Raw genomic sequence first — 18352 nt, forward strand, 5'->3', positions numbered from 1 at the left:
ATGTTATGCAAATAATGAAATATATGTTCCAACAACATGGAGATGATAGAGGACAGCTTGTTGCTTTAGAGGCATTCAAGGATATTCCTTTTGAAATAAAAAGAGTTTATTACATGTATGATACTGGGGAAGGAGTCAGGAGAGGTTTTCATGCACATAAGAAACTAAGCCAGATTCTGATTTGCATACATGGTTCTTGCAAAATACTTTTGGATAATGGCGCTGAGAAGAAGATAATCCCTCTGGAGAAGCCATATGAAGGCGTGTACGTATCAAATGACATGTGGAGAGAAATGTATGACTTTTCCCAGGATGCAGTACTTATGGTTTTGGCGTCTGAATATTATGATGAATCTGATTATATTAGGGATTATGATGAATTTTTAAAATATGTTGAGAAGGAGGAAAAGTAATTATGGGAGTACCATTTGTATCTTTTGAAACAATGCATAAAGAAATTGAGCTTGAAATGATAGCAAAATTCCAGGCTGTTTTTGAAAACAATGTTTTTATTAAAGGTGATGAGCTTGAAACCTTTGAAAAAAATTTTGCTGATTATTGTGGAAATAAATATTGTGTTGGATGCGCCACTGGCTTGGATGCACTTTTCCTTATATTGAAGGCATACGGATATGGTCCAGGAGATGAGGTGATTGTACCAGCTAATACATTCATTGCAACAGCGTTAGCTGTGTCTTATTGCGGAGCAACTCCTGTTCTCGTTGAGCCAGATGAAGATACCTATACTATAAATCCTTCAATAATAGAGGAAAAAATCACCGATAAAACAAAGGCTATTATAGCGGTTCATTTATATGGCAGATGTGCAGATATGGATCCAATCTTAGATGTTGCAAAACGACATAATTTGAAGGTGATTGAAGATGCCGCACAAGCACATGGCGCCAAGTATAAGGGAAAACGAGCAGGTAGCATTGGTAATGCTGCAGGATTTAGCTTTTATCCAGGAAAAAATCTTGGTGCTTTGGGCGATGGTGGAGCTATTGTTACGGGCGATGCAGAACTTGCAGACAAAGTAAGAACATTAGCTAATTATGGCTCAAAGGTCAAATATCATCATGTTTATCAGGGAAACAATTCAAGACTTGACGAAATTCAGGCTAGTTTCTTGAATGTAAAGCTTAAAAAACTTGAAATGTGGAATGCGTACAGAAAGAGGGTGGCTAACTATTATTATTCAAAGATTGATAATCCTTTACTTAAATTGCCACAAATGTCTGATGAGGTTTTCGATTGTGTATGGCACCTTTTTGTAATTCGTTCTTCAAAGAGGGATGAATTAATAGATTATCTTAATGAAATGAGCATAGGAACAACAATCCATTATCCTATTCCCATTCATATGCAAGAAGCATACGCTGGATTAACTACTGAAAGTTTTCCGATTGCTGAAAGTTGTGCTGATGAAATTGTTAGCATTCCTATGTATTATGGAATTACAGATGAGCAGGTTGCGTATGTAATTGATGCATTAAATAGTTTTAAATAGGAGACATCGTATAATATGAAGAATTTATATTTTTTTATCGGGACTGAAGCTGAGTTGATGAAAATGTTTCGAGTTATTCAAGAGGCCAAGCAGAGAGGATATGACTGTAAGATTATTTCTAATGGTCAAAATGATATAAAAGATAGTTACTATTTAAAACTTGTCGGTGGAAAAATTGATGTTGATTTGACCAAAATGATGCCTGAAGAAAAGAAAGTAGGCAATTACCTTTCATGGTTTATTAAAACAGAACGTCTTGGAAAAAGAGTAATGATTAAGGAGAAAGAGAAAAGTTCAGGAAATTTGCTTATGATTGTTCATGGAGACACTCTTTCTACATTGATGGGAGCAAGAATTGCTCACAAATGCGGGATAGAGTATATGCATGTTGAAAGTGGTTTGCGATCGCATAATTGGTTTTCCCCATTTCCTGAGGAAATTGATAGATACTTTTCATCTAAGAATTCGGTTATTAATTTTTGCCAGAAAGCAGAAGCAGCAGAGTATGCTGCTAAAGCGTTTAAGGGAGAGTCTGTCAATACTTTATATAATACCGGAATTGAAATTTTATATAACGCTATAAATAAAATAGAAAATGAAAAAATTCCAAGTCCTGTAGGTGGAAAGTATTTCTTAACTGCAATCCATAGGCAGGAAAATTTGATGAATAAAAAATTTATTAAGAGTACTTTTGCAAAGATTTTTGAAATTTCAAAATCGATGAAATGTGTGTTCATTTACCATGTACAGACAGAGAATGCGCTTAAGAAGTTTGGATTATGGCAGGAGTTTGAGAACTGCGACAATATAATCAAAATACCTAGACAAGATTATGTTTCGTTTATCAATTACGTAATCAATAGTGAATTTGTTATGGCTGATGGATGCGGAAATCAACAGGAGCTTTATTATCTTGGACAGCCTTATTTGATTATGCGTACTGCTGTTGAGGAGGATTCTGAAGGTCTTGGGTGGAATGCATTTTGCTTTAAAGGGGATTATTCAAAAATCTCTGAGTTTGTTGAACATTATAAGGACTATAAGAAGGAAAGGGTAGTTCCTAATAAATTGCCAAGCAATATTATTATGGATGCAGTAGATGAATACTGTGGAAGGAAGTAGTAGAAATTGAAGGTAAGAGAGTTAGAGAGCAAAGATGCAGTATTAATGCTTGAACGGATGTATGATGATTCGGTTACACATGATTTAAAAACTGATTTTGCTTCTAAGACCTTAGAAGATTTTCAAAACTTCATAGTTAAGTGAATTCGCGAAACGGACCTTAATTATGCAATTACAGAAGATATTAATGATGAATATTTAGGAACATTTAGTTTAAAACATATTCAAAATGGTAATGCTGAATTTGCATTTGCCATAAGGAAGAGGATCATCGGTAGAGGGATCCCTTTAGAAACTATGCAAGAGATTATAAGAGTGACTTTTGAGGAAAAGAGTATAAACAAAGTTTTTGGTGTGTTGTATCTCCTCAAAATAAAGGAGCCTGTAAGATTTTATTATAAAAATGGATATGCCCGTGATGATTCGTACAAGGTATTAGCAAAAAACTTTTACGCATCAGATGAAATTAATAAATACATTTAAATAACTTGGAGGGCAAGAAAATGCAAGATAAGATAAGTATTGTTGTGCCTTGCTATAATGAAGAAGCAGTATTAAATGATTTTTACAAAGAGATAACAAATACAATAGCGGTTTTGATGAAGCATACAAATTATGAGGTTATTTTTGTGGATGACGGATCGAAGGATGAAACTGCAAAAATAATTGAGCGATTTTCAAAAGAAGATAGCCATATTGAATTTGTTTCGTTCTCTAGAAATTTTGGTAAAGAAAGCGCAATGTATGCTGGTCTTAAATATGCTAGTGGAGATTATACAGTAATTATGGATGCCGATCTTCAGCATTCACCGAAGTACATTCCGGAAATGTATCAAATTATGCAGACTGGCAATTATGATATGGTTGCTACAAGGCGAAAAAGGCGAGGAACCGAGCCAAAGTTTAGTTCTTTTTGTAGTGAATTTTTTTACAAATTTATGAATAAAATCTCCGGAATTAATATGGGAGATAATGCAATGGACTATAGAATGTTTAATAAAAAGGCAAAACAGGCTATCGTTGATTTGACTGAATATAACCGTTTTTCAAAAGGAATCTTTGAATGGATAGGATTTAGAACTCATTGGATTAAAATAGAGATAAATGATCGTACTGCAGGAGAATCAAAGTGGTCCTTTAGAAAATTACTTGAATATGCGATAGAAGGCTGTGTAGCTTACTCAACGTTGCCGCTGCATCTATCCTCCTTATTTGGACTTATTTTTTGCTTCATAGCATTCATTATGATTATTGTTATGGTTATACAAACAATTGTTTTGGGCAGTGCCGGTTCTGGATATGCTACAATAATATGTTTAATTCTATTGATTGGAGGCATTCAATTATTCTGCATAGGAATATTGGGTCAATATCTTGCAAAAGATTATCTTGAAAATAAAAAGAGACCGATTTTCTTGGTTCAAAAATCAAGCAAGGAAGAAAATGAATAGTATGGAGAGAAAAGATAATAAATTTCTACAGGCAAGTATAATACTATTTGGCTTAAATATTATGGCAAGTGCACTTAATTATTTATGCCAGCTTGTTATGGCGAGAGTGCTGTCTGTAGAATCTTATGGAACGATAAATACAATCTTTTCATTTATGATGATAGTTGCAGTGCCTGGAGCTACATTAACCATGGTAGTAGCTAAGTATTATGCGGGTGATAATCATTTATGTGATAAGAGACTTTATTTAAAGAAACAATTAAGGGTAGTATTGGGACTTACGGCAATTGCAGCGATTGCTTTGCTATGCACTCTGAAATTATTTTCAAGGCTATTATTAATAAATGATCATTTCGTTTTGATAATGGCCTTTTTTCTTGCAGCCTTTGGATATTTTCAGCCATTGTATTCTGGTGTGTTTTCTGGAAATAAATGCTTTATTTTAGTTGGAATTTATTCAATGTTTATTCCGTTATACAAATTGTTAGCAGTTGGCGGGGCATATTTATATTCAAAAGAAGATAAAATCAGATTATGTGTAGTCCTTATCATCCTGATTCTAGGTGTTATTATTACTGCACTATATGGTCATTTTAAGTCTTACAATATCCTAGGTAAGGATTCTGTTACTCAAGTGTATAAAGAGAGATTATACACTAGGGAAGACCTAAATGCGTTGTTCTTAAATATTAGTCTGATGTTGTATATGAATATTGACTTACTTTCGGTACGATATTATGGGGATGAGACAGAGAGCGGTCTATATAGTTCAGTCTTGCTTTTTGGGAGAATAATATATTATTTTGCAACAACACTAGGTACAATTCTTTTGCCTTCAGTAGCAGATGCCACCATGACAGAAAAAGAACGCAAGAAAACTTTGAAAAAAGCATTAATTCTTATGATTAGTTTTGCAGCGATAAGTATGGTGCCTATTAATCTGTTTAAAGATACTTTTATTAAATTTCTTTATGGAGTGGGCTATTTAGAAGCAGATAAATACGTAATTTACGTAAGCATTATATGTTTATCGTTAAGTATTTACACAATAATGGTAAATTATGTTGTTGGAGTTGGTAAAACAAAGAATGCAGCCATTATTATGTTGATAGTAGACATTCTTTTGCTTGGTAGTGTTGCAGTACTTCATAGTGTAACACATATCCTTTTAGCAATAGGAATAATTGGCATTATAGGTGCCATAGCAATATATTTAGGGGAGAAGATGGTAGGAAATAATAAAAAAATATAGTAGTTTCAATTTTTACCGTGTACTAAATACGATATGGATTTTGTTGTTTCATGCCAAGATACAGTATGGTTTTACTGTTGAAATAGAATTTATCGACAAATTGATAAGTTTATGCGCAGTAGGAGTTACAAATTTTAAAGTTTTATAGGGGTCTTTTTAAGAATGAAATAAGTTTGGCGCTTTTATATCGAGTTACTGATTTTAAGCAGTTGATAGAAATATTACCAATAGAACTAACCTTGACACACAGACATGGTTTGCACCTTTTATGCTTGGATTTTTATTTAATGATAAACTGGTAGTTTCTTAGTGTCCTACTATTTCTATATACGATTTTTCCGTAATAAATATCATTTACAATATGAAAGTTAATAACCATTGGATAATGATTTTTATTATTGTTGTGATGGCAGTTATTTGATCATTTTATCCATACTATTTATCTATAAATATTGGGGGATATATTTTTAAGTTATTATACAAATCCTCTTTTGAGAATTCTGGAATTTATTGTTTAAGTAGTGATGGCAGATATAACGAATAAAGCTGAAAACCAAATGAAATTATCCCAGCGCCAACGTGCGTTTGTGCACTGAGTATTCTTGTATATAGAAAAACAAGCGTTGGATGAGTCCTGTCGAATACAGACTTCATCTTAGAGTTCCATAAAGAAATAGCGTAGCAGTAAAAAACTACTACGTTACAAAGTCTAACTTTAAGGGGTCGCCTCATAGATGCCCTGAATGTTTTTTTATAACATATATTATTTATGTGAAAATTTGGTTGCAGTATTCCTATTACTTACAGTGATAATGCAATCGTGATGAAGTGTTATGAGCAATTATTATTCAAAGTATTTGAATTAATTGGATGGAGGTAAAAACATGAAAGTAAATGCTACAGAATTGGCGAATAGAATTGTTGAAATTTGCGGCGGCTATAATTCTGCACTATATCTTACTTAATCATAGAAAACTTACTGTCAACATGATTGTATTTAGCACACCGGTGTTAATATACTCGCATATAGTTAAATTTTATGGCAATTTGTCTCAGTGGCAAATTTATGAGAACTGGTATTTGTTGGAACCCTAAGAGGGGCTGTAGGAATGATTGTAGGTGTTCTTGATATGATGTTGTTAATAAATTATCAATTCAAGGAAGGGTGCCGATGGTTATCTGTTGATATTACTATATTGAGCTTACTAATAATAGGAGCAGAAAGGATGGTGGCATAAGATGGCGTATAGCATAGCAAAAAATGTAATTATCGGTGAGAATGTAAAAATTGGCGAAAACGTTACAATAAAAGCCGGATGTATCTTGGAAGATAATATTGTGCTTGGAGACAATGTTTACGTTGATTTTGGAACGATTATCCACAGCAATGTAACAATAGATGAAAACAGTACAATAGGTGCGCGATGCATACTTGGTGAATACATAGTTGATTTTTACGAGGATAGAGTAAATAAGGTTCATCCGTTGCATATTGGCAAAGAATCACTTATTAGAAGTGAAAATATTATATATGGTGATAATATTTTTGGAGATTATTTACAGACTGGTCATAGAGTAACCATACGTGAAAAGACCAAAATTGGCTCACATGTGCGTATAGGAACCCTGTCTGATATTCAGGGACATTGTGAAATCCAAGATTATGTAAATATGCATAGTAACGTTCATATAGGAATGCACAGTGTTGTAAAGAAATATGCATGGATTTTCCCTTACGTAGTACTGACTAATGATCCTAATCCACCATCAAATTCTTTAATGGGAGTTACTGTGGAGGAATTTGCAATCATTGCTACAGGATCAGTGGTACTTCCTGGAAAAGTGATTGGTAATGGGGCACTGGTAGGAGCTGGTTCTGTTGTAACAAAGGATATTACAGAAGATGCGATTGCTGTAGGCAATCCTGCAAAGGAACATGGAAAAACAGAGAAACTAAGAGATGCCACTACCGGAGAACAGGTATATCCGTGGAGATATACATTTGACAGAGGTATGCCATGGGAAGGCATCGGATATGATAAATGGAATAAGGAGAACAAGTAAAGGGACAAAATTATGCCAAATCGCCTTGACAGAAGCTTTTACCAGCATCAGGAGGAGTTCGGAGCAAAGAAATTATATAACTTATGTTAAAGCTAAGGCTGTTGTTTTGGCTACAGGGTGCAGGGAACGGGGCAGAGGTAATCTTGGAATACTAGGAACAAGGGCAGCAGGAATTTTTACTGCAGGTACAGCACAGGCGCTTATAAATTCAAAAAATTTAATGCCTGGTAAAAAAGTTGTAATTGTGGGCTCTGGTGACATTGGTCTTATTATGGCACGTAGGCTTACTTTAGAGGGCGTAGAGGTTATTTGCGTAATAGAAAACAAAATACTTATGGAGGTCTAAAACAAAACATAAAGCAATGTTTGGAGGACGTTAATATTTCATTATCCACTAATACTGTTATTGCAAATATTTATGGAAAGACAAGGGTTTCTGGGGTTGATGTTGTAAAAGTTGAGAATGGACAAATTGTAGGACAAGTAAGCCATATTACTTGTGATACCATAATTATTTCAGCAGATCTTATTCCAGAAGATAGTATTTTAAAAACGAAAAAAGATAGTATTTTTGTTTGCAAAAATGCACTTTTTGTCCATGGGCTAGTTGATGATGTATCCAATAGTGGTGAAGAAGTAGCTGCAGAGATAAAATCATATTTAAGTGGAGATTATAAAAAGCTTGAGATGTCAAAATATATAGCTAAAAATATACTTCAAACAAGAAAAGCACAAGCGGAGTTTCTATATAACAAGAAGCTCGAAGAAGTAAAATATAAAGATTTAGGTACTATTACTTGCATAAAGTGTCCAAACGGGTGTGAGATAGGCAAATTGTTTAACGGTGGTAAATGCGATAAAGGAGCTGAGTATGCTAAAGAAGAGCTAGCTAATTCGTCTAGAGTGTTGACTTCTTCCATTAAGGTGGTTGGTGGAGAACATCAATTGATAAGCGTAAATACGACAGCCCCAATACCTAAAAGTATGCTTTCAGAAGGAATGAGAATCCTTAAGGACATTGTTATTGAAGCACCGGTGTAGTGTGAGTTATCTTAGAAGATTTTATTGTAGAAGGAGTTAAGTTAATAGCAACAGTGTAAAATATAGTGGCAAGTGTATGCTTGTCGCTTTTTGGGTTCTATGGTAAAATTATATACATTAAAGAGATAACAAAGGGGAATTTAGATGGAGTCTATTAAGAATTTTTTATGCGGTGTGATTATCGGCATTGCCAATGTCATACCAGGTGTCAGTGGTGGCACGATGGCGGTTATTTTAAATGTGTACGATAAGATTTTATTTGCATTCAGTTTGAAACATATAAAAAAGAATATTGTGTTTTTAGGGTTTCTGGGAGCAGGAACTCTTTTTGGTATTCTGTGTTTCAGCAGAGTCATTACATATTTATATGAAAATTATTATATGGTTGTAAATTTCTGTTTTATTGGGTTGGTGCTAGGAAGTGTCCCTATGATTTATGAAAAGGCAAGATTTCAGGGAGTTCAGGCGAAGAATTGGATCCCTTTTGTTCTTACCCTGATATTTATGATTGGTATATCTATATTAAAGATTATGCATGATGAGGCAAACTTGGATACTGTGGCAAACGCAGCAAATGGTGTTCAATCGCTGCCTTATACAACTATGCTGGCATGGCTTTTTATTTCGGCATTTATTAGCACCATTGCTATGCTATTACCGGGTATAAGCGGGTCTTTTATGATGCTTTTATTTGGTTGCTATACTCTGGTAATGAAGGCTATTGCAGATATGAGTTTAATGATACTGTTTATCACAGGGCTAGGGGTAGCTAGTGGAGGCTTGGTTGGAATAAAGCTGATCAAGATTATGCTGAGAAAGCATCCGCAGGCTCTATATTTTGCGATTCTGGGTCTTATGATCGGTTCTATATTCGGCATTTTTCCTGGGTTTAGTTTGGACATGCAGGGCTTATTTGCAATGTGTGGTATGGTTGCCTGCGCAGGAATAAGTTATGGATTTGGGAGGTTTGGAAATAATGGCTAGAGAAATTATCGTGAAAAGGCCGTACAGGCATTTTAAAGGAAAGCTTTATTATGTCTACGACATCGTAATGCATACAGAAACTAGAGAACGGATGGTATCTTATCAGGCCCTATATGAGCCTTATGATATGTTTGTAAGGCCTCTCGATATGTTTGCAGAGGAGATTGATCCAAGTAGGCCAGATAACATTACGAAGCAGGTCTATAGATTTGAACTTTATAATGGAGTATAAGCTACAAGGGGATTAAACTTCATTATTTAAAAATATATTTATACTAGGGGGACCCGTATGAAAAGAGGAAAAGGGATTAGCAGAGTTTTAGTTGTTGTTTTAGTTGTAGCTTGTGCATTATTATTTACAACCACATGTATAGATTTGCCTGAAGGCAGTGTGGGTTCAACAGATAGCAAGATAATTGCTTCAAAACCAGTACAGGAAGATGAGCAGGCGAAGCTGACTGCATTACTGGGGGATTTAAACAAAGATGCGCCAGAGAAAGTTAAGCAGGATGTAGGCACATTATTACATAAAGCTGTGGACTTAAGGCAGGAACGCGAGTCTAAAGAAAATTACAAAATGTCAGAAAAGGAGTATGTGCTTTGGGAAAAGATCACTGGCCTGTTGGATAAAGAAACCATAAGGCAGTTTGGGAAGGATAATTATAAAGAAGATGAGCCTAATCCAAAGTTAGATTATGGCAAAGATACTATGGCGAACCTCAAAAAAACACTGTCAAAGGAAGACTGGGAAAAGTTAAATAAGCTTAGAAATGAATACTTTAAGTCTACAGCCAATGAGGACGAGGAGTACGATGTAGATATTGTGGCAGAGATAAAAGGCATTGTAGGAAAATACAAGGGCCTGGATGCAGATGCAATTCAGTTGAATCTGCTTGATGATAAGAGTCAGAAAAATTTAGGAATATTTTGTATTACACCTGAATGCAAGGCAGTATATCAAGATGGCTCTAAGAATGGGTTAGACTCCCTTTCTAAAGGAGAACAGAAGAAACTAGAAAAAGACTGGAAGGCGGTTACAGACATTCTTCCAGAAGAATTATTTGCTAGTTTTAAGTATTTTAAAGTTGGTGGTGACGGTGAATCCGGAACATATGCTTATGTAATACCTGTAGATGATCAGGGTAAAACTTGGTGTATGACGGTAGACCCTGCCGATATAACGGATGATGGGCTGTTTCCATATACCGTTGTACATGAAATGTGCCACTATTTGACTTTAAATGAAAAACAGGTAGAGTACTACAGGGATAGTGATAAGTATTATCCTGAGGACAGGTATAGCGATTGGGAATGTGTGGCAAAAGAAGATTCTTATTTGCAGGGATATTATAAAGCCTTTTGGAAAGATATAATAAATGATTGGGCTACAGATCCAGAGAATCCGTATTTTTATTATCGCCACCAGTCAGAGTTTGTGACGGGATATGCAGCAACGGAGTGTGCAGAGGACTTAGCGGAATGCTTCTGCGCCTATGTACTTTTAGATTCTGCTGATACCCCGAACATTCAGGCTAAATTTGATTTCTTTGACAGTTATCCGGAATTAAGGCAGCTGAAAAAGCAGATATTGAAGAAGGTAAAAGATAATGATGTTTATGTCAATCCGGAGATTGAACCACAGGACGAAGAAATTTTTGAAGATGCTGCATAAATTACATTAGCAAATTTATTGGAATTAAAAGTGGAGAAAGTGCAAAGTAATTATGGATTAAAATATATTTTCTCAATCTAATTCTTGGTATATAACTTGCAATCTAATAGGGTAGTATAAAGAGGTAAATATAAAAAAAGTATTAATTTCAAGGCTTGAATATAGTTTTGTTATAAAATATAATGAACCCGAATATGGGACTTAGGTGGTAACATTGGAGGGGGAAAATGGAAACGAAAGAATACAAGTTGCTTTTACAGATTGCGGATGACATGAGAAATGTTAAAACTGACATTGCGGAACTAAAAATAGGTTTAGCCAGATTAGAAGCCAGAACAGAAAGATTGGAAGAACGTATGGACAGGCTGGGAGAACGCATGGATCGTTTAGAAAAAACTCAGGATGAATTTGGGAAAATGTTGGATGAACTGAATGAGAAAGTTACGCAAACACAAATTGTGGTTGAGAATGACCTTAGAAAGCAGGTAGGCAGTACCTATGATGGATATTTACAGCTTTCGCAGAAAATGGAACGAATAGCTGAAGCCGCAGGCAATGGTTATGTGGCTAATGTTGATATTTAATAAGCTAATATGATATATTATATCAATTATATAATATGAAAAACAACTCAAACAGGAGGAAAAAGCATAGCAAATTTTCTTAAGTTTTACTATGTCAGATAATTATAATGAAGATTTTGGTAACAGGTGGAGCGGGCTACATTGGCAGTCATACTGTCCGTGTCTTGCAGGAAAAAGGTTATGAGGTTGTAGTTTATGATAATCTTTCAACAGGGCATGAATGGGCACTGAAAAATTGTGAATTGGTAATAGGCGATATAGCTGATACAGAGCGGCTTAAAAGTGTTTTTGATACACATCAAGTGGCAGTAGTTGTACATTTTGCAGCAAGTTCTTTAGTAGGGGAATCAGTGAGTAACCCAGCTAAGTATTATGAGAATAATGTGGTAGGCAGTAAAAGACTTTTAGATACAATGCTTTTAAAGGGCGTGAATAAGTTGGTATTCTCTTCTACTTGTGCAACGTATGGATTGCCAGAGGTTGTGCCCATTACAGAGCAAGAAAAGCAATGTCCTATCAATTCTTACGGGTGGACAAAATTTATGATTGAGAGAATCATGCAGGATTATGGACAGGCTTATGGGTTGAATTCTGTAGCACTTAGGTATTTTAATGCAGCCGGTTCCGCCTATGAGGCAGGACTAGGTGAGGCACATAACCCGGAATCACATGTAATCCCTTTGCTGCTTGAAACGGTCACTGGCAAACGTGAAATGTTTTCTCTATTTGGTCGGGATTACGACACCAAAGACGGAAGCTGCATAAGAGATTATGTTCACGTGAAAGATTTGGCTAGCGCCCATGTGATGGCTCTGGAGAGACTGATGGGGATTAATTCTTTAAACGATACATCTGGTGTACAGGCAGCAGAGCAGCAAGGTTTTGATTGCTTTAATTTAGGAACAGGTGAAGAGGTTTCCGTTTTACAATTAATATCTGTGGTGGAAAAGGTTACTGGTAAGAAGGTACCGTTAAGGATTTGTGAACGAAGAGAAGGAGATCCGCCGGTACTAGTGGCAGATAACAGTAAAGCACTCAATGTCTTAGGTTGGAAACCTATGCATTCAAATATAGAAAACATTGTTCAAAGTGCTTATAAATGGGAGACGATGAAAGCCTTTTGCACAGGTGATGCAAGTCAGATTGGAAATAGGATTTTGTAATATTCATGAATACTCAAGATTAAATTATAAATTATAAACTTGTTAAGTGCTAGTAGATGGGTTTTAATGGGTGCTCTACCCAATGGCTAATGTTATTAATATTTTCTTCGGAATTTACAGATGTATGATATAATAAAGTCGAAAAAATAAATTATGTCATTTGATAAGAGGTGAGTAGGGTGAAAAATTTAAAAGAAATTCGATGGAAGCAAAGATTTCAAAATTTTGATAAAGCGTTCTGCCTGTTTGAAAAATATGCAGATAGGTTAGAGTATACGGAACTTGAACGCGCTGGTCTAATGCAGCTCTTTGAAACTGCCTTTGAACTGGCATGGAAGGTACTTAAAGACTATTTGGAGGTTGAAGGCTATACAGTAGCATCCCCAAGAGAAGCTATTAAAAAAGCTTTTCAGATAGGTGTTATAAAAGATGGAGATACCTGGTTGGAAGCTCTAGAAGACAGAAATTTGACTTCGCACACTTATGATGAAGAAGACGCTATAAAAGCAGTCGTGAGGATTAAAGAAAATTATGTTTCTATATTAGATTCATTACAAAATTTTTTACTAGAAAAATTAAGTGAATCGGGTGGTATGGAATAATGTTTGGACTGAAGGAGAATGAGATAGCTCAGCTAAAGTGCTGTTTTTTGAAATATAAACAAATAGAAAAAGGAATTGTATTTGGAAGTCGAGCAATGGGCAATTATAAAAAGGGTTCGGATGTGGATATTGCACTAGTTGGTGAAAATATTAGTCATAAAATTATTACCCAGATTCTTAATGCTTTAGAAGAAACGGTTATGCCTTATGAATTTGATTTACTTATTTTTAATTCAATCAAAAATAAAGAATTAATCAGGCATATTGAGGAATTTGGGATCGAGATATATTCTACAAGTTAAATTTAAGCTAAGAGCCTTAGAAATGCATATACTATGCATTTCTAAGGCTCTTATTTCATTTTTAACGGATGTTTACCGCTTTGATTAAGATTGACATAGTCCCATCTTCATTCATGATAAATTCGATTTTTTTCTGATTTTCAAGATAGTCTACGGGCAAGCTTATTTCAATGCCTGTATCGGTTGTTATCTTTTGTTTTCTGGCCACTGTTTTTTCAATCTCAGAGGTTACTTCAAAAGCACGTCCTGAAATACCTTTCTGAGCTACTTCATCTTTATAACGTTGCTGAGCAGAGAAATTGCCATCGAATACAGAATTGGTTATTCGGTCTATTTCTACGATACTGCTTTCATCCACGCAGGTTTTTAGTTCAGTTTTTAATTGGGACACCTTTAAAGGGTCATCCCCGTAATATTCTTTGATAACTTTTTCGGCAGCTTTTTCTACAATCTTTACTTTGGTCTTTGGTGAAAGATCAGTAGTAACATTAAGTATACGGTTGGATAGATAGAATTCCTTTGCTCCGTTTATTTCATATTTCTTTTCTTTAAGCATTACGGTGAAATCATCTAATCGTATAAAAGCAAATTCATCTAACTTTTGATTCTCGTTTGCAATCGTTGCATTCTGCTGTACGATTCCTGTTTCTTTTTCATCTCCGACCATGGCAAAGTGGTGTATGTAAGACTGTTTATAATTAAATTTTAATAGGCCAAAGTATATCCCATTATCATACTTAAAGTGACACATAAGAACATCTGCAGCAGGAATGCCAGGGTTTATCACGGCCAGATCAAATATGTTCTGCGCAAGCTGCTGAGAAACAACAATGAAGTTTGCAGGCTCTAAATTGCTGATAGCACTTTTAAATCCTTCTGTATCAAAGTTGTCAGTCGACGCCACAGCATCAGTTGCCAAACCAGGTTCCACCATGTGAACGGTGTCTTCTACATTTGAGGAACCACCTTTTTTAAAGCCGCCTTTCTTGATATCCCCATCCTCCATCGCCCGGGCAATATGAGTTGTTAGAAATTCATTTGCCTGTGGGCTGAAAGACATTAGCTTGTCTGCCAATACAGGTGCATCAATACTTGTATCTAATATATGTAAAATAGCTTTATCTATAATAATATCATTCATTTTATTTTATTATCCTCCAAATTATGGTGAGCTGTAAAACATTCATTTGCTATTATACCACAATATTTCAATGACATTGAAACTTATATTTTCCCTTTTGCAATAATGTTAGTGATTCCTGCCATAATGAAAGCATGACACTTCAATAACTTTAAGTCTATAAAAACGTAAAATAGTCAACAAAAGCTAGAAAACCTTGACCTAAGGCTAGGTAAAAAGCACTAATTATGACAAAACCCTAATTCTCCCAAGATTAAGCACTGGAAATCCCCAATTATTGCAATCAGAGGCTCCAACCACTAATATCGGATTATAATATATGGATACATGGAATTCCATAGTCAAACTCACTGTAGACTTAGAAGTCAAGTTCAAAAACAAAAATACGGACGGGCAAAGCCCATCCGCACATTATATTTGTATCAAAGTTTTCAAATCTAAATAATTTCAAATCAGAAAATCTCTCTAATGCTTATTTCTTAAGAGTAACCTTTGTCATTTGTGCTCCTGTAGGGAAGCTAATTACAATTTTTTCCGTACTTGCAGGTACTGCCTGAATATTTTTTGATTCATCCGCTTTTACGGCCCCCTTCAGATTAACCTTAATGAACGCGCCACTTGCGTCATACTGAACGGTTAAAGGCTGTCCGTCCACGGTTACGGATATATCTCTTGGAGCAGAATCCTCGTTCAAGCCAGCTAAGCCTGCTAATCTTACAGTGTACTCTCCACCTCTTACACAATAGGCGTCAAGTTCCATGGTTGTACCTGTTGCAGCTCTCATGCTTCCATCGAAACCACTTCCTTTTTTAGATGGGTTCTGTCCCCAGACAGTACTTCCAGATAAAGCAGAAACATTATCTGGTATTGCATCGTTGTTTGCATCAACAGCATACTCAGAGTTAAAAATGGTTTTAGAAAAAACATCTATTGCCTGAATAAGCCCGGAATTATCAAGAGTTTCAATACCAAGAAGCTTTCCAATCAAGGCGACATTACCAGCATCTAACATAGCATCATCAAGATAGGTGGCGTTTCTTTCCTGTAAGTTTCTGTAGTATCCAAGAAGTCCTTCAATGTAATAATCTTTATTTTGGAACAAGTGCACAAGAACTAGCATTGGGTCATCTCGGTTAGTATCAATAGCCGTATCAAATATTTTAAATAAGCGATTCCAAACTTCAGGGGAAGCCCTTTCTTTACGCACTGCAATGGAACCTGTTTCAAAAAGTTTGTTATCCTGTTCTGTACTAAAGTAGTAAGGAAGTAAGTAATTTAAAACTGCTTCAGTATTATCCGTTAATTCAGCAGCAAATTTATTTGCTTGATCATAGTTTTCTTCAAGACCGTAGGTGATGGTAGCAACAATATAAGTAGTTTTATAATCATCACTTTCAAATTTATCAATTTTAGTAAGACCAGCCATTTGTTCCATGGTGCAGTTGCCGGAGGCAGCTTTGTAGTGTGCGTAAAGGTTTAGAGCAACAAGCACAGCCATTAAAAGAGTTATAGCAATAATCACTATTCTTGAAACCATACCCCCAGTAACCACTAGTTTACCATTTGGTTTTACACTAACCTCATCTGTGCAGTCTGTTCTATTTGATGAGACATGTTCAACTAATGAAACCTCATCTACAAATAACTTAGAATCGATTATTATTAGCAGTGCTATAATTCCAAAAGCAATAAGCAAGAATGGACCTGTAGACCAAGTAACGTCAGTAATCGCTTGACCAAATATTTGGAATATGCAAGCTGCTAATACAGGAAGAGCAAAAGCACCAGCATTTTTATAGTCAGCAGTTTTACTACGTTTAACTAGTTTAATAATAGACATAACACATAGAACTAATATAGACATAAATAATCCAAAACCAACAATTCCAAGGTCACAAAGAGTCTCAATATAGTGATTATGAACATATTTTGTTTCATAATAGAAATTCTGGACGGAAGCAACTCCGTCTTCGTAACCATTTAGACCATGCCCAATGATAGGACTTTGTTCGAATAATTTCATCCCATCTTGGAAGAAAACCATACGCTGTACAGAGTTTTCGTTTGCCCTTAAATCTTGTATACGATTGGCTGCTATAGCAGGAAGAAGTTTGTAGTCAAGTTTAATTGAGACCATTTCTTTATTAGAATCAGAATTATTATTGGCAGGTGCATAAGTCACTTTTTCGATGCGATTCCCACTTGGGCTGCCTGTAAAAAATAATTTAACAATTTTTGAATCTTCAGGTACAGAGAATTCAGCAGCTTTTAAAGGTCCGTTATAAAGTTCAGTAGAAGTGTGTACCTTAAGATTTGTATAACTTTGTGTAATAATTCTAACTGTAGTAGAGGTCTCAGGGCCTGCGCTTGAACTATCCGTAGACGCTAATTTATATTCCCCTTTGTCAAGATAAAGTGCACGCATTACCGTTTCATTAGCAGTCAAAGTTAAAGGGCCTGTGATGTTAAGCGCAGCAATAATATAGCCAACAATTAGTAGGACTATAATAGCTCCTGTAATCAGGGTACCCTTTGTATTGGAAGCAAGTTTGTCAGTAATAGGCTGACGAACAAAGCTGTCAGCGCACCAAAGAACGACTGCGTTTAAACCGATTGACAGGAGAGGAATCAATGGTGAAGAACCTAGAGTAATAAGTGATACTCCAGTAAACACTAAAGTAATGACAGCCGTTTCAGCCATTAGAATAAAGGTTGAAAGTCGTTCGGATTTATTACTTGTAGCGATCATAAGGATGCAGGCAATTAAGAACATAAACAATGAACCCATACTGAAAAGCAAAATATAGGCTAATGAATTTATAGCCAAAAGTACTATTGAAATCGTACGATTTTTCTTTGAATCACAATGAATAACAAGAAAAATAGAAAGAAATACGCCAAGAGCCATGAAACCAGCAAATGTGTTGGCGTTTCCAAATATACCAGTGATACGAATGCCATCCTCAAATCCGCCCCAATTAGCCATACTGTCTGTAAATAAGCCCATAAAGGCTTTAAAGGCAGCAGCGATGGGACCATTTGAAGCTGCATCAATAGAGACAATAGCAAAAAAAGCAGTTGTTATGGAGGTTATCCCTGAAACAAGTTTAACACCCCTTTTAGTTGGTGCAGTAAATGTAAGCACCACAAAAAACACGGCAATAGCAGCAATTGACTTAGTAAATTCAAATAAAGCTCCTTTAGGAACAGCAGCATAGAATATCGATATGCCGTTCCAGATAACATAACCTACAATAGCGATAAAAAGGGGTGTTGTATAAGATTTAAACACATCTTTTACTTTAGGTGCAAGCATTAGCCCAAGTATTACAATTAAGCATATGAAAGCGGTCCACTTTTGAACCATAAGATCAAAAGAACCCATCATTGCGGTAGCAAGTATGAGAAGTAGTGTAAATACAGCAGGCAGCAGATCCGTGAATTTTTTTGTCATTTTAATTTTT

18 protein-coding genes and 2 pseudogenes are annotated in these 18352 nt (G+C 35.4%); 18 read left to right on the top strand and 2 right to left on the bottom strand.

The features are described from left to right. Window positions 1-5 precede the first annotated feature (5 nt). From RTW14_RS00745 to RTW14_RS00825, 18 genes and pseudogenes are all read left to right on the top strand, one after another. Window positions 6-413, top strand: a complete 408-nt coding sequence (locus RTW14_RS00745; protein WP_312647422.1) for a sugar 3,4-ketoisomerase — start codon at window positions 6-8, stop codon at window positions 411-413. Window positions 414-415: 2 nt separating this feature from the next. Further along, complete coding sequence (locus tag RTW14_RS00750; RefSeq protein ID WP_312647423.1) at window positions 416-1510, top strand: DegT/DnrJ/EryC1/StrS family aminotransferase; 1095 nt, start codon at window positions 416-418, stop codon at window positions 1508-1510. Window positions 1511-1525: 15 nt separating this feature from the next. Further along, entirely contained in the window at window positions 1526-2632 is a 1107-nt protein-coding gene (locus RTW14_RS00755) for a UDP-N-acetylglucosamine 2-epimerase (protein ID WP_312647424.1), read from the top strand. 6 nt (window positions 2633-2638) lie between these two features. Then, window positions 2639-2776, top strand: a complete 138-nt coding sequence (locus tag RTW14_RS00760; RefSeq protein WP_312647426.1) for a hypothetical protein — start codon at window positions 2639-2641, stop codon at window positions 2774-2776. A gap of 359 nt (window positions 2777-3135) precedes the next feature. After that, window positions 3136-4083 carry a glycosyltransferase family 2 protein gene (locus RTW14_RS00765; RefSeq protein ID WP_312647427.1) on the top strand — a complete coding sequence of 316 codons (948 nt, stop codon included), beginning with the start codon at window positions 3136-3138 and terminating at the stop codon, window positions 4081-4083. Window position 4084: 1 nt separating this feature from the next. Then, window positions 4085-5335 carry a lipopolysaccharide biosynthesis protein gene (locus tag RTW14_RS00770; protein WP_312647429.1) on the top strand — a complete coding sequence of 417 codons (1251 nt, stop codon included), beginning with the start codon at window positions 4085-4087 and terminating at the stop codon, window positions 5333-5335. Between the two features lie 1109 nt (window positions 5336-6444). Continuing rightward, a complete protein-coding gene (locus tag RTW14_RS00775; protein WP_312647431.1) occupies window positions 6445-6573 on the top strand; it encodes a hypothetical protein in 129 nt (42 codons plus the stop codon). A 1-nt stretch (window position 6574) separates the two neighbouring features. Beyond that, window positions 6575-6760 (top strand): annotated as a pseudogene (locus RTW14_RS18780) (DapH/DapD/GlmU-related protein); the annotation flags it as partial. Between the two features lie 402 nt (window positions 6761-7162). Then, window positions 7163-7261, top strand: a pseudogene (locus RTW14_RS18785) (sugar O-acetyltransferase); the annotation flags it as partial. A gap of 109 nt (window positions 7262-7370) precedes the next feature. Next, a complete protein-coding gene (locus RTW14_RS00785; protein ID WP_312647433.1) occupies window positions 7371-7745 on the top strand; it encodes an FAD/NAD(P)-binding oxidoreductase in 375 nt (124 codons plus the stop codon). Next, window positions 7709-8440 carry a DUF1667 domain-containing protein gene (locus RTW14_RS00790; protein WP_312647434.1) on the top strand — a complete coding sequence of 244 codons (732 nt, stop codon included), beginning with the start codon at window positions 7709-7711 and terminating at the stop codon, window positions 8438-8440. Before RTW14_RS00785 ends, RTW14_RS00790 begins: the two co-directional genes overlap by 37 nt. Window positions 8441-8584: 144 nt before the next feature. Further along, on the top strand, window positions 8585-9424 hold the full coding sequence (locus tag RTW14_RS00795; protein WP_312647436.1) for a DUF368 domain-containing protein: 840 nt from the start codon (window positions 8585-8587) through the stop codon (window positions 9422-9424). Then, window positions 9417-9656: a DUF1653 domain-containing protein gene (locus RTW14_RS00800; RefSeq protein ID WP_312647438.1), complete on the top strand. Its 240-nt coding sequence runs from the start codon at window positions 9417-9419 to the stop codon at window positions 9654-9656. Before RTW14_RS00795 ends, RTW14_RS00800 begins: the two co-directional genes overlap by 8 nt. Window positions 9657-9713: 57 nt before the next feature. Next, on the top strand, window positions 9714-11096 hold the full coding sequence (locus RTW14_RS00805; RefSeq protein WP_312647440.1) for a hypothetical protein: 1383 nt from the start codon (window positions 9714-9716) through the stop codon (window positions 11094-11096). Between the two features lie 227 nt (window positions 11097-11323). After that, window positions 11324-11680, top strand: a complete 357-nt coding sequence (locus RTW14_RS00810) for a hypothetical protein (RefSeq protein ID WP_312647442.1) — start codon at window positions 11324-11326, stop codon at window positions 11678-11680. 107 nt (window positions 11681-11787) lie between these two features. Next, complete coding sequence (galE, locus tag RTW14_RS00815; RefSeq protein ID WP_312647444.1) at window positions 11788-12843, top strand: UDP-glucose 4-epimerase GalE; 1056 nt, start codon at window positions 11788-11790, stop codon at window positions 12841-12843. Window positions 12844-13022: 179 nt separating this feature from the next. Further along, the gene (locus RTW14_RS00820) at window positions 13023-13445 is read left to right on the top strand and encodes a nucleotidyltransferase substrate binding protein (protein WP_312647445.1); all 423 of its coding nucleotides are present in this window, start codon (window positions 13023-13025) and stop codon (window positions 13443-13445) included. Next, on the top strand, window positions 13445-13747 hold the full coding sequence (locus RTW14_RS00825; RefSeq protein WP_312647446.1) for a nucleotidyltransferase domain-containing protein: 303 nt from the start codon (window positions 13445-13447) through the stop codon (window positions 13745-13747). The genes RTW14_RS00820 and RTW14_RS00825 overlap by 1 nt, the downstream gene beginning before the upstream one ends. Before the next feature lie 61 nt (window positions 13748-13808). On the opposite strand, the gene RTW14_RS00830 is transcribed toward RTW14_RS00825, so the two are convergent. Together RTW14_RS00830 and RTW14_RS00835 are read right to left on the bottom strand one after the other, a co-directional pair. Continuing rightward, window positions 13809-14888: a nucleoid-associated protein gene (locus RTW14_RS00830; RefSeq protein WP_312647447.1), complete on the bottom strand. Its 1080-nt coding sequence runs from the start codon at window positions 14886-14888 to the stop codon at window positions 13809-13811. 472 nt (window positions 14889-15360) lie between these two features. Beyond that, entirely contained in the window at window positions 15361-18342 is a 2982-nt protein-coding gene (locus tag RTW14_RS00835) for an O-antigen ligase family protein (protein ID WP_312647448.1), read from the bottom strand. Between the last annotated feature and the right edge of the window lie 10 nt (window positions 18343-18352).

This window comes from Aminipila sp., assembly GCF_032051575.1.
Taxonomy (GTDB): Bacteria; Bacillota; Clostridia; order Peptostreptococcales; family Anaerovoracaceae; genus Aminipila.

Coding starts and splice junctions, on each gene's coding strand:
- RTW14_RS00770 (WP_312647429.1), top strand. CDS start 4,085: ATGGAGAGAAAAGATAATAAATTTCTACAGGCAAGTATAATACTATTT.
- RTW14_RS00800 (WP_312647438.1), top strand. CDS start 9,417: ATGGCTAGAGAAATTATCGTGAAAAGGCCGTACAGGCATTTTAAAGGA.
- RTW14_RS00795 (WP_312647436.1), top strand. CDS start 8,585: ATGGAGTCTATTAAGAATTTTTTATGCGGTGTGATTATCGGCATTGCC.
- RTW14_RS00745 (WP_312647422.1), top strand. CDS start 6: ATGCAAATAATGAAATATATGTTCCAACAACATGGAGATGATAGAGGA.
- RTW14_RS00805 (WP_312647440.1), top strand. CDS start 9,714: ATGAAAAGAGGAAAAGGGATTAGCAGAGTTTTAGTTGTTGTTTTAGTT.
- galE (WP_312647444.1), top strand. CDS start 11,788: ATGAAGATTTTGGTAACAGGTGGAGCGGGCTACATTGGCAGTCATACT.
- RTW14_RS00785 (WP_312647433.1), top strand. CDS start 7,371: ATGATAAATGGAATAAGGAGAACAAGTAAAGGGACAAAATTATGCCAA.
- RTW14_RS00775 (WP_312647431.1), top strand. CDS start 6,445: ATGATTGTAGGTGTTCTTGATATGATGTTGTTAATAAATTATCAATTC.
- RTW14_RS00825 (WP_312647446.1), top strand. CDS start 13,445: ATGTTTGGACTGAAGGAGAATGAGATAGCTCAGCTAAAGTGCTGTTTT.
- RTW14_RS00750 (WP_312647423.1), top strand. CDS start 416: ATGGGAGTACCATTTGTATCTTTTGAAACAATGCATAAAGAAATTGAG.
- RTW14_RS00810 (WP_312647442.1), top strand. CDS start 11,324: ATGGAAACGAAAGAATACAAGTTGCTTTTACAGATTGCGGATGACATG.
- RTW14_RS00830 (WP_312647447.1), bottom strand. CDS start 14,888: ATGAATGATATTATTATAGATAAAGCTATTTTACATATATTAGATACA.
- RTW14_RS00755 (WP_312647424.1), top strand. CDS start 1,526: ATGAAGAATTTATATTTTTTTATCGGGACTGAAGCTGAGTTGATGAAA.
- RTW14_RS00765 (WP_312647427.1), top strand. CDS start 3,136: ATGCAAGATAAGATAAGTATTGTTGTGCCTTGCTATAATGAAGAAGCA.
- RTW14_RS00835 (WP_312647448.1), bottom strand. CDS start 18,342: ATGACAAAAAAATTCACGGATCTGCTGCCTGCTGTATTTACACTACTT.